This is a genomic window from Desertivirga arenae (genome assembly GCF_017355785.1).
In the GTDB taxonomy this organism is placed as follows: domain Bacteria; phylum Bacteroidota; class Bacteroidia; order Sphingobacteriales; family Sphingobacteriaceae; genus Desertivirga; species Desertivirga arenae.
In genome coordinates, this window is record NZ_JAFEWE010000003.1 from 409,803 (window position 1) to 422,156 (window position 12,354).

Below are 12,354 nucleotides of genomic sequence, written 5' to 3' on the forward strand. Positions count from 1 at the left end.
CAGCCTGAAGTGGGAAATCGTAAAGTAGATTCAGCATAACAACACAACAAGTTGTGGCATTTTACTACAGCCCCTATACCTACTTCAAGGCTAATTTCTTTTCGGATGGACCGCTTAATTTCATGATAGCATACTTTATAAGTGGGAACATGCTACTAAATATAGATCTGAACACCCGCTTTCTAATCAAGTACCTTTTATACTCTCTAAAAAATGCGCCATTGCTGTTTGTTCTGTTGTTCACCAGAAAACGCTTGTCTGAAGGAAGATGCAGGAGGAAATGATTGTGATAGGCATTTATAGAATTTTGATAATGTTTGGGTTTAACGCTCCAAAAGCGGCCAATGATCATTAAAGCGCCGGCATCCAAAATTGATTCCGTCCTTTTCAATTTCTCAATAGCAATCGACGTGATCATCTCATCTCCCTGATGATGAAAACCCTGTATGTTTGCAAAATAAGCTTCTCTTATAGATGCAATCTCAGCATCCAGTTTTTTAAAGAATGAAGGTGGCCCAGCAATAAATTCCCCTCCCGCCCATAAGCCTAAAGATCTTTCCAACAGAAGCTTTTCTTTGTTTTCTATAATGTTCTTCAGCCCGTAGGCAGGTCCTACCTGACTTGTGATATCATAATATAATGGTATTCTCTTATCAATAGCCGTTCTCAGACTATAAGGGATATCGTTAACACAAACTACATCTGAATCGATCAGGCCAACGTACTCGTTATCCAGAGATGCCAGATAAGTAATCACCTCCAACTTAAAGTGGGCTGAGAAAAATTTGACCCCTGAAGGTACAACAGACTTGAATTGCAATTGGATAATGGGAAAAGGATAATCGGGCATCAGGTTTCGCAAATACTCCTCCTCGTTGGTGATCACATGTAAGTTTACACCTTGGTTTTTCAGGCCTTCAGCCAGTTGCCGGGCGCAAGACAGATAAAGTAAGATTTGTGACTTCAGGCTGGTTACAAAGTTGTTATGTATACTTTGTTCATTGCGTGACACATGAATTAAAGTAAATAATTCCATAGGAAAGCGCGACTTTACAGTTATATGAATAATCCTTGAATACTAAAAAAGCAAGCCTGGAAAAAATACCCCTAATCTTTCTAAACTTGAAAGCCTGAACTGATTCCACTCCCCCTCGTTGTTCCTGTTATAAGATGCTGGACTCAGGCCTCTAATAAGGTCTCAGACCTCTGATGTTACAACACACAATTTTTGAAGAAGTTTTTCTTCTAGTTAAATAATTATTGATTAATTGATTACCCCTTTATCCTGTAAATGTGAAATTTTGTTAAGAATCTCACGTTCATGATCTGGATAAAAATTCTAATCAATATCTTTATCCTCATTTAACCTTGCTCATGCTATACAAATATACTAAAGTTTTTTCCACCCTTCTGCTTATTTCTGCGTCCATCGTTTCTTATGCACAAAGTGATAGCATCGATCTAAACAGTATTATTGATAAGAAAGTGAAGATTTCGGCCGAAAGACCTGTCGAAAAAATCTATATGCATTTCGATAAGCCCTATTATGCAATAGGTGATACGATTTGGTTTAAAGCTTATTTAACAATGGACCAGCACGTTCCCTCAACATTAAGCAAAGTTGTGAATGTTGATTTTCTTACCGAAACGGATTCTGTTGCCAATAGTTTAAAGCTTGCTGTAAATAACAGTGTTGCTTCAGGTAGTATCATATTATCTCCACCTAATTATAAACAAGGTAATTATAGGATAAGGGCTTATACATCATGGATGTTCAACTTCAAAGACGACTATTTTTTCCATAAAAGTATAGTGGTTGGCGATGCGATCCAAAAGCAGCTTGCTACCAATATCAGTTTTTCTGAAGGGACCGAAAAAGGAGGAAAAGCAAATGCACGTATTATCTTCCGCAATGAGGATGGTAAACCTTATGCAAATAAGAAAGTAAATTGGAAAGTCAATTTAGGTTATGAAACGGTAAGCAAAGGAAGAGTTGAGACCGATGCCAATGGCTTTGCCACTATTTCTATACCTGAATACAAAAAGGGATCCCTACGTGAGGGCTCATTAGTGACCTCCATTGAAATTAATAATGCCCGGCAAATAAGTAGCACTTTCAAGCTGAATCCCGCTTACCCTAAGAACGATATACAGTTCTTGCCCGAAGGAGGACAGCTTTTAGAAGGCATTCCGAGCAGAGTTGCCTTCAAAGCAATTAAAGCAACAGGTCTGGGTATTGAGGTTAAAGGCAATGTGACCGACAATTCCGGAACTTCCATAACAGAGTTTAACTCACAACACCTGGGCATGGGAAGCCTTATTATTACCCCCGAAGCCGGTAAAACTTATACTGCTAATATTACCTATGCAGATGGATCCAGATCTTCATATCCTCTCCCTGCTGTGGTTAGTTCTGGCATCACAATCAAGCATACTCCAACACTTGATACCACCCTTAATTTTAGAATATACACCACTAGTAAGTTCCTTGATGCCAACAAGAATAAAACTTACTATGTAATTGGCCAGAATTCAGGCATTGTAATGTACGCGGCGAAATTGCGACTGATTAACCAGGTCACCTCTGTTGCAATCCCTACAAGTAAATTTGCTTCTGGTATCCTTCAGCTTTCTATCTTGTCTGCAGGTGGAGAACCATTGACAGAGCGACTGGCTTTTGTGTACCATAAGGACGAGCTCACACTAAAAATAAAAACAGATAAGCAAGTCTACGCCGGTAAACAAAAAGTAAATGCTACGATCAACACTACTGCCGATGGTAAACCGGTGGAAGGAAATCTTTCAGTATCGGTCATAGACGAAACTCGTGTCCCCATAGATGAAAGCTCAGAAACAACTATCTATAGTAGTTTATTGCTAAGTTCAGATCTTAGAGGATATATAGAGAAGCCTAATTACTACTTCAGCAACATCGATGAAAATAAGCTGGCTGACCTGGATGCGCTATTGTTGACGCAAGGATACAGGGGGTACACTTATAAAGAAGTAATCAGCAATACTATTCCAAAGGTAAACTTTCTTCCGGAGCAGGGGATCTCATTAAGCGGCACTCTAAGATATAATAATGGAATGCCCGTATCAAAAGGAAACATAAGACTTATCATCCCCGATAAAAGTTTCGGAGTCAGTGCTTTAACAACAGCAGAGGGAAGATTCAGATTTGACAATGTAGCTTTCACTGACTCATCAAAGATTACGATCAGTGCGGTGAATAATGTGAATTCAAAGAGCATGGTGATCACTATGGACGGCATACCTTATCCATCTATCGCTGCAAACATTAATGCACCAGATGGGATACTTAATATCGATAGTGCTCTGAACACCTACTTGCAGCACAGCAAAAGAGAACACTTCGATGGCAGGCTTTTGCAGGAAGTGGTGATCAAGGCGAAAGCCTACGAGAAAAAAACAAGCCATATGGATTATTCAGCTCTTGCTGGTTTAAGTATGATGCCTAACTCGCAGGTTTCCGGAGATAGATTCAAGGGTTGCAATAACTTCCTGCAATGCTTACAAGGTTCAGCTATGGGACTTACATTTATGAACAATGAATTTTACATTACCCGGGATTACAATGCGGGGAGACAAGTGCCTGTTCAAATATACGTAAGGGATATGCCTGTAGACGTGAACTTCCTTAATTCTATCAATCCGGCAGAAGTTGAGTCGGTAGAAATTTTCTATAATGATGGTGTGAGTGGCATAAACCGTAGAACCCAAACTAACGGAGTTGTGGTAGTTAACATGAAAGAAATTAAGAAAACTTCTATGTCAATCGCCCAGCTGAAAGAGCTGTTTCCAGACAGGAATACGCTGACTTATAAGCCTCAGGGCTACGCAAAAGTGAAGCAGTTCTATATTCCCAAATATGGTGTGAGTCCTTCAAGCCTTAGTAAGATGGACCTAAGAACAACTATTTATTGGAACCCTGCTGTAATTACGGATAAGGCTGGTAATGCTAATCTTGAATTTTTCAATTCTGATAACAAAGGAACATTCAAAGCTATCGTGGAAGGAATAGATAAAGACGGAAGAATTGGAAGGGCAGTTTACCGCTACACAGTCAAATAACTGGTATTTAAACACCTTAAAAAGAAGTTATATTTTCAAATTGACATGAAGGAGCCATAGGCTCCTTTTTTGTTTAGAACCACCAGCTCTTTTATCAACAGCCCCTTCTTCTTTTCGCATTTCCAATTATTTTTTTCACGCTGTGAAATTATTTTGAAATAAGTGGAACCGTAAATCGATATGAGAGTAAAAGACTTTAGCTGGAAAATCTAAAGATATAGCAGATACACCCTGTTGGTGGTAGGTAAACTCAGATCATTCTCCCAATTCCAGCCTGGGACGGTTTGTTTTGTACCTGCTGCCACAGGCCTCTGCTTATATAACCGCCCTCCTTTCTGATCTCTATTTCCTTAAAGGCTTACGAGCTTAGAAGATTGAGGGGACAGCTTTATAAAAGCGCCCCCCCAATGAGCTCCTTTAGTAGATATTACTGATGACTTGCTTTGATAGTAACAATTTTTGGTTTTGGAGGAGGAGCCATGCCAGGTCCAATATAAAAGCTGGTATGAGGTGGTTGGTTATAAGCCACATTCTGCCAGGCAATACTTAACCGATATTGCGGATCGTGCATAAAGGTATAAAAACGATTACGGGCAGGAATAGAAGTTGTGAAAATCCTTAGCTCTTTAGAATCTGCTGTCCGATAGATCACCTCCTCGCGCCAGTCCCCAAGGATATCGCCACTTAATACAGGGGTAGCTTTTGTTCCATTATTACTTAAACAATTATACTTCGAAGCATTTAGCAAGACCTCACTCTTTTGATTTTGATAATCCCACTTGCTTATGGTCGTAGAATTCAGGATCTCGCTTAAAAGATCACTGTCCCAGTAGATACCGAAATTGGCAGGAGGAGTTTCATCTGCTATTTTATTTCCTTTCGTGTCATACATGCCTGTGATTCCAGCTCCAGCTACCCACGACTCGAATCCTTTATACCTTGGATCGACATCTAATGAAAGTGCCCTTCCAGGCCCCTCACCATCCTCAGCCGCAGCAACTGAGGGTATTTTCCAGATGATCTCTCCAGTTTTAGCGTCCCTGAAGTTTGCCCCGGCATCGCCGAAACGTTCCTGAGTACCAAAAACTTCAAGGCCTGGACGGCTTGGATCAAGATCCGATACATGCAAAGCATCCGCATGCCCTATTCCTGTACTGTACAAACCTTTACCATTATCATCCAAAGTCATTTGACCATAAATTATTTCATCTTTTCCATCCCCATCCACGTCAGTAACTGTAAGATTATGATTTCCTTGCCCTCTGAAAATCCTGGTCGCTTCCGTCGCATCGCTATCAAAAACCCAGCGTTGCGTTAATTTCCCCGAACTGAAATCCCAGGCTGCCACTACAGTTCGAGTATAGTAGCCACGACACATTACAAGGCTCGGATGTACTCCATCCAGATAGGCTATCGCTGCCAAGAATCTGTCACCACGGTTTCCTCTACCATCACCCCAGATCGCCTTCATTTCCTCCGTACTGGGTTCCAATTTCGAGGGATGTCTAGCCGGTATATAGCCAACTGTATTTATCGCCGCTCCAGTGAGGCCATCGAATACAGTAAGATACTCTGGTCCTTTCAAAATATAACCCTGTTCATTCCGGTAATCTTTAGTCGAATCCCCAATTACACCTCCCTTCCCATCAATTGTTCCATCTGCAGTTTTACAGGCTATTTCAGCTCTCCCATCTCCATCAAGATCATACACCATAAATTGAGTATAATGGGCTCCCTCCCTTATATTCTTACCCAGATTTATCCTCCAGAGTAAACGGCCATCCAGCTTGTAAGCCTCTAAAATAGGAGGATCTGTTAAACCGGCATGAGAGTTATCGTGTCCACGACCGGTCTGGTGTAAAACAATCTCATACTCACCATCACCGTCCAAATCTGCTACAGAAGCATCGTTAGGCTGGTACCCGTCGGGCGTTTGTAAGGGTACAGAGAGATAAGGGCTTACTGGACCTGCCGCTTTTATTGTAAAGCCCTTACTGGTTTCAATTTCCTTTCCTTTTAAAACAGCCTTTACTAAGTAGGTTACAGCTCTAGTGCTGTCGACACTTTTATCAAGATAATCTGTTGTTACCCTAATAGGAGAGTTATTGAGTTTTTGGGCTCTTCCATTATTTAAGCTTCTATAGACATTGAAGCTAATATCAGGAGGATCAGTGGCCAGTAATCTCCACCCAACATATACATTTCCCCGACCCTGTTTAAGAGCAACCACTCCTCGACCGAGGCTTTCCATCTGCCGTTGTGCTATAGCTTTCCCAAAAATTACCGGGAGAACACTCAGCAGTAATACTTTAAAAGAAAAAAAGGATTTCATGAGTTCTAATTGGTGAGTTAAAATAAAGATCAAATCACCTTAACTCCATCCTGCCCTATCCTGACCATTTAACCCACGGGCCTTCTAAAGCTGCTCTGGCTGAGATATAGAATGATTATCTAAATTGGAGTAATGCAGTTGTTACAAAAAACTCTGTAAACAACTTATTACATTTTTAAAAAAAGCAAGAAAAAAATTGAGCCACTTGTTTAAGCAGGCTTTTTTGAAGTTGTTGCTAGGTAAGTTCAGGATGAAGTATTCCTGCTAATATACTTCCTACAATGGCCAGAACTACGTTCCACACCACCTCACTTATATTTAAGTTCAACAAAAAGTTTTTACCTGGTAAAATGCTGGATTAAATCTTATTTTGATTGCATATTTGAATAGGCTTTATGAATAGGGACAAAGAAGAATTGCGGCACCATACCTATACGATACCTCAGTTTGATATCCTTTCACTGAATGAAGTTTATATTCAGATACATAGCTCTGAAACCTTTTTAACTGGAAGGGATACTCTTAATCTTAGGCCAGAAGAAATTGACCTTGATCAGGCAACTTTCATTATTCACGAAGAATCTGAACATCCTGTAGTTGTTTCGGTAATAGTAATGCAAAAAGCTATGCAAATTTCCTGCACTTGCCCTTCCCAAGTGACAAAGCTTTGCCGGCATCAGTCCCGAGTATTGTACAACATTTGTAAACGTACTGATCTGAAGCTATTTTTCGATAAACTGGCAAGACAGGAGCGCCTTAGAAAATATGCAGAACAGTTCGGCTTAGAAAACGAGCAGGACCTCGATAAGTTCTTCGAACTGTTCTTTGAGAACGACAAAGCCCAGTTAAGGTCCAAAATAAAAGGCTTGTTGGCTGTAAACACGGACACCACGGATAAATTGCAATTGGAGTTGATGCAATCTGCAGATTCACGTAAAAAAGCGCGAATGGACAAAGAAGGACAACTTCTCGTGGTCATAAGACAACATAAATACTACAACTACCTGGTAATCCAATTGGCCCGGGCTGAATTTAATACTGTTGGAAATATTAAAAACCCCATTAAGATCCTTCGAGCGGTGGATTTTTTATGGCAGAGTGAAGACGTCCACGTGTCAAAGTTCTTTACAGCAATTCAATTGTTTGAGCATGGGCACCAGGAGGTCGATCAGGCATCGATAGAGGCACTAAAAATTGTATTAAAGAATCCTTTGGATTTGGCGATGTTCAGGCATGATCCTGCTATTTCTGATAACCTGAACATTAGGTCACTAAGTAAGATAGAACAAGTATCCACGGTAACAGATTGCCGCATATCTGTTACAAAGGAAGACCTTTTTTACAAGATCTCAGCACGGGTAATTCTAGACGATGTATCTACTCCTATCGAAGACCTCAGGATCAGATATAACTACTTCCTTGAATATGGTGAAAAATTATATTTGCCAACCAATCATAAAATCCTACAACTCATTTCTCTTTTTAGGCAATACGACTTCTGTATAAGTATAGCGGAGAGCAAGTATCAGGAATTCAGGAAAAGCTTCCTTTCAAAACTTGAAGATGAGATGGAAATTAATTACTCCTATCTTAAGCCTGCAACTCCAGCCCAATTGATAGAGAATGATCTTATAGAACCTCCTGCAAAACTTATCTATTTAACAGATTCCAATCCTTACGTGGAGATAGAACCTGTAATGAAATACGGAAAAGAAGAAATAGCTGTATTAAGCAGGAGATACATTTATAGCACTGGTTTAAAAGGCGAAGTATTTTCGGTTCAGAGGGACACAGAAGCAGAGCTTGCATTTGTTGCTGATATCGCCAAACAACATCCATTTTTCACCGAGCAGCTCGAGGACGGGCTTTCCTATTTTTACCTCCACAAGGAGCGTTTTTTAGATGAAAATTGGTTCCTGGAGGCATTTGAATCATGGAGAGAACAAGGCATTCAGATATTTGGCTTTAACAAACTTAATAATAACCTCTTAAACCCCAACAAAGCAAAGATACAGGTACAGGTTCTAAGTGGGTTAAATTGGTTCAACGTCAATTTAGAGGTGCGGTATGGGAAGAAAAAAGCTTCCCTTAAAAAAATAAAGAAGGCCATCAAAAATAAAAGCCGTTATATTGAACTGGACGACGGAAGTCTCGGAATTATTCCAGGAGAGTGGATTGAAAAGTTCAAAAGTTATTTTGAAACTGGAGAAATCATTGACGATGAATTTCAAATACCACGAACGAATTTCGCTGTTATTCGCCATCTTTTTGACAGTAATGTCCTTTCCAAAGATGTAAAGGCGGAGGTGGAGTTCCTTCAGGCCTCGTTTGCAGACTTCGAAACAATTGAAGAAGTTGAGCCTCCAAAAGAATTACAAGCCGAACTCCGGGATTATCAGAGACAGGGCTTGAACTGGCTTAATTTTCTGGACAATTTCAATTTTGGGGCCTGCCTTGCTGATGATATGGGTCTGGGTAAAACCATCCAGATCCTGGCTTTGCTGTTAATTCAGCGGCAGAAAAGAGACCATAATGTAAACCTCGTTGTTGTCCCAACGTCCCTCCTTTTCAACTGGAGCACCGAGATTGAAAAATTTGCTCCATCCCTGAGTGTTTATGTTTTGTATGGAAATAACAGAACCTATAATTTTCAGGAGTTTCTAAAGCACGAAATTATTCTTACCTCGTACGGAACTTTACTTTCAGACATCCGCTATATAAAAGATTTTGAGTTTAATTATGTGATCCTTGACGAATCACAGAACATTAAAAATCCAGAATCGCAACGTTATAAGGCATCAAGACTGCTAAGATCCAGGAACCGGGTAGCTCTAACCGGAACCCCTTTCGAAAACAACACGTATGACTTGTATGCCCAGCTCTCTTTTGCCTGCCCTGGATTGCTTGGAAGCAAGCAGTATTTCAGGGACGTATATTCAACTCCTATCGACAAGTTTAAAGATGCCAGGAGGTTACTTGAACTTCAAAACCTGATCAAACCTTTTATATTAAGAAGGACAAAAAAACAGGTAGCATCAGAACTGCCGGAAAAAACAGAAATGATTCTCTATTGCGAAATGAAAGACTCGCAACGCAGGGTTTATGAAAACTACGAACAGGAAATAAGAGATTATCTATCAGGAATCGATAGTGATGATGTATCCAAAAGTTCCATCCATGTTCTCCGCGGCCTGACGAGATTAAGGCAAATTTGTGATTCGCCTCTTCTACTTCGGGAACCAACCCTTACAGATCCGAGCTCTTCTAAGATAGACGCATTATTGGAGCAGATCGAAACCAAATCTAAAAAACACAAAATACTAGTGTTCTCGCAGTTTGTAAGCATGCTCGATCTGGTAAAGAATGAACTTGAAAAAAGACAGATAGGCTACACTTATTTAAGCGGAGCATCAAAAGACAGGCAAAAAGAAGTAAATAAGTTTCAGGAGGAAGAAGAGATCAGAGTTTTCCTGATCAGCCTTAAAGCCGGAGGAACAGGCTTGAATCTGACAAAGGCGGATTATGTTTATTTGCTTGACCCCTGGTGGAATCCTGCCACGGAAAATCAGGCTATAGATCGTATTTACAGAATAGGCCAGAAAAAAAATGTGGTTGCAGTGCGGATGATTTGCCCGAATACGGTGGAAGAAAAGATCCTTAAACTACAGGAAGGCAAGAATGACCTGGCCTCCCGGTTAATCCATTCAGACTCCTCTTTCTTCAAGTCACTTACCAAGGAAGACCTCATCGCCTTAGTCAGTTCTACTATTCCAGATAGTCTTCGCTAATTTGTATGGTGTAAAAACCCAGCTTCTGGTCTCTTAACCCTCAAGCTGGTCTCTTTAGTTTTGGCTGCCTCAGAATCCCTGATCATCTGCACTTGGACCATAACTACCTGGTATCGGAATATTTAAGAGTCTCAAAAATACTCCTAGCTGTGCCCGGTGATGTATAATTTGAGCAAGAGCCATCCGGATCACTTCATATTTCGTTGACCTGCTATACACTTGTTCACCTTCCCTCAAAACCCAAATTCCTTCAAGAGCAGGTTCATCTGCGCTTTGGAGGGCAGTATTTGCCTTTGCAAGAGAACTTTCAAAATAGTTTAATAAATCCTGGTTATTATTAATTTGTTCCTGCTTATAGGGATTGTTAGCAAAATCCAATTCCTCCGTTTTAAGGGTCATCTCTACCCATCCCGGCAATTCTGCAATGTGTGTGGCCAGACGGATAACAGTCATACTCTTCTCGTGTGGTTTCCAGCTGTACTTTTTCTCAGGAACCAGTGAGAGCATCTTCCGGGTTGTTTGAGCTTCCTGCTCTAATTCTTTAAGTAATTTCGCGATGATAGTTGACATGTTTTTCTAATTTATTAAACAAAGGTGAGGTGCTTTGATGACAGCCCTATGTCAGCAGCTATAAAAAATTCTATTTCAGGTAGTGAAAAGGATAGAGGAAAGCTACTTATTAGAAAAAGCATTAAGAGGCTAATTAAATCCCGGCTTCAATCACAGCACAACGGTATCTAACACAGCCTCTTCTTAGGTAGACCAGGGTCCGTAAACAGGCTTATGGATTAAGAATTAATTCCAATCCGAGGTACAAAGCTAACAAAATGGCTAAACACTCAAGTATTACCACAAGACTGGTAACACCGCTAACGAAAGTAGATGTTTTCATAGTATGACGTTTTAATAGTGGCGACAGATAGACGTCATAAAAATATAATAAAGTTTGCTTTTGTTTTAAATATTTTGCCGGTTGTAAAGGTATTTGAGATACCGGGAAAGATTAGCGCACTTATTAGCTACTAATACGGGCAGAAATGTATTCGGATTGATTTAGAAGATGATAAGGCGTTTTTCAAAAAAATTGGAGGCACAAATTTCAATTATTTTTGCGCCTCCGAACATTGCATATAAATACTGCTACAGAGGATATCCTAGGAAGAAAATCTTCTTCGATAACCCCACAGTACACCAAAGGTTGCAATAGCTCCAACTACAACAGCTCCGGTAATGATAAAAGGATTATTAACCCGCTTAGGGATATATTGTACACCGTTCCTATTTGCTCTTGCAGGTTCTCTCACATACCTTCCATAGTCAGGCACAGCTTCTTCTTTAAAATGCTGACTTAAGTTTTCAAGTGCCAGCTGTAAATCTTCAGCATACATAGGATAACCATGCCCGCTTGCAGCCACCTCAGGTTTTAAAGCAGCCAGCATTGTTACTGAACGTTCTGCGGCAATCCAATCGATCGTAAAATACTTGGGAGGTCCGGAAAGGACTTGCTTTTGAGTGATCACAGAAAATGCAGACTCCTGCTTAGTAGTCACAAAAGCATCAGCAGATATTAGCAGCTTATCATTTTCCCGATAAAATGCCACCTGACCAGGGGAATGCCCAGGGACATGGAGATACTTCCATTCTGTAAGTCCTGGAATTTCCTCTCCCTCAGCCAATGCATGAACTTTCCCGTCCAAATCTTTTGGTTCTTTTGGATACATCCATGACATAAGGCTCATTAGCCCTCCCCCAACCATTGGGTCTGGTGGTGGATAAGAGGATAAGCCTTTAAGGTACGGTAGCTCAAGTGTATGAGCGTATACTGGCACATCCCAAAAACCTAAAAGTTCTTCAAGAGCGCCTACATGATCAAAATGTCCATGGGTTAAAAGGATAGCGGCTGGTTTTGTGCCGGGTTCAAAAAGATGTTCTGCCAGTTTTCTGATTTTTTCTCCTGAACCTTTTAAGCCGGCATCAACAAGGTACCATACGTAATCACCCTCCACTTCTTCACAAATAATATAAATGTTAACAAACACGATCTTCATTCCCCAGACACCCGGAGCAACCTTAAAGTATTCAAGATCATCATATTTCATTTTCTTATAAGTGTGCTTTTCTGTCGTTTGCATATATCAT

Annotated in this window: 6 protein-coding genes; 2 read left to right on the top strand and 4 right to left on the bottom strand. The window is 40.4% G+C overall.

All coding sequences use genetic code 11. The annotated features are described in order from the left end of the window. Positions 1-79: 79 nt before the first annotated feature. Positions 80-1,036 carry a hypothetical protein gene (locus J4N24_RS08840; RefSeq protein WP_207533308.1) on the bottom strand — a complete coding sequence of 319 codons (957 nt, stop codon included), beginning with the start codon at positions 1,034-1,036 and terminating at the stop codon, positions 80-82. Between the two features lie 338 nt (positions 1,037-1,374). Here J4N24_RS08840 and J4N24_RS08845 point away from each other — a divergent pair, with 338 nt between their 5' ends. After that, positions 1,375-4,095 (top strand): carboxypeptidase-like regulatory domain-containing protein, encoded by a 2,721-nt coding sequence (locus J4N24_RS08845; RefSeq protein WP_207533309.1) that lies wholly within the window; start codon positions 1,375-1,377, stop codon positions 4,093-4,095. A gap of 427 nt (positions 4,096-4,522) precedes the next feature. Here the strand turns inward: J4N24_RS08845 and J4N24_RS08850 are convergent, their stop codons facing one another. Beyond that, a complete protein-coding gene (locus J4N24_RS08850; RefSeq protein WP_207533310.1) occupies positions 4,523-6,427 on the bottom strand; it encodes a rhamnogalacturonan lyase in 1,905 nt (634 codons plus the stop codon). Positions 6,428-6,822: 395 nt separating this feature from the next. On the opposite strand from J4N24_RS08850, the gene J4N24_RS08855 reads away from it, so the two are divergent. Beyond that, positions 6,823-10,215 (top strand): DEAD/DEAH box helicase, encoded by a 3,393-nt coding sequence (locus tag J4N24_RS08855; RefSeq protein ID WP_207533311.1) that lies wholly within the window; start codon positions 6,823-6,825, stop codon positions 10,213-10,215. Between the two features lie 69 nt (positions 10,216-10,284). Here the strand turns inward: J4N24_RS08855 and J4N24_RS08860 are convergent, their stop codons facing one another. Both J4N24_RS08860 and J4N24_RS08865 read right to left on the bottom strand, forming a co-directional pair. Continuing rightward, positions 10,285-10,785: a DinB family protein gene (locus tag J4N24_RS08860; protein WP_207533312.1), complete on the bottom strand. Its 501-nt coding sequence runs from the start codon at positions 10,783-10,785 to the stop codon at positions 10,285-10,287. A gap of 584 nt (positions 10,786-11,369) precedes the next feature. Next, on the bottom strand, positions 11,370-12,347 hold the full coding sequence (locus tag J4N24_RS08865) for an MBL fold metallo-hydrolase (protein WP_207533313.1): 978 nt from the start codon (positions 12,345-12,347) through the stop codon (positions 11,370-11,372). Between the last annotated feature and the right edge of the window lie 7 nt (positions 12,348-12,354).

What these genes read in the sequence shown, in the direction of transcription:
- J4N24_RS08855 (WP_207533311.1), top strand. Translation starts at nt 6,823, where the DNA reads ATGAATAGGGACAAAGAAGAATTGCGGCACCATACCTATACGATACCT.
- J4N24_RS08840 (WP_207533308.1), bottom strand. Translation starts at nt 1,036, where the DNA reads ATGGAATTATTTACTTTAATTCATGTGTCACGCAATGAACAAAGTATA.
- J4N24_RS08845 (WP_207533309.1), top strand. Translation starts at nt 1,375, where the DNA reads ATGCTATACAAATATACTAAAGTTTTTTCCACCCTTCTGCTTATTTCT.
- J4N24_RS08865 (WP_207533313.1), bottom strand. Translation starts at nt 12,347, where the DNA reads ATGCAAACGACAGAAAAGCACACTTATAAGAAAATGAAATATGATGAT.
- J4N24_RS08850 (WP_207533310.1), bottom strand. Translation starts at nt 6,427, where the DNA reads ATGAAATCCTTTTTTTCTTTTAAAGTATTACTGCTGAGTGTTCTCCCG.
- J4N24_RS08860 (WP_207533312.1), bottom strand. Translation starts at nt 10,785, where the DNA reads ATGTCAACTATCATCGCGAAATTACTTAAAGAATTAGAGCAGGAAGCT.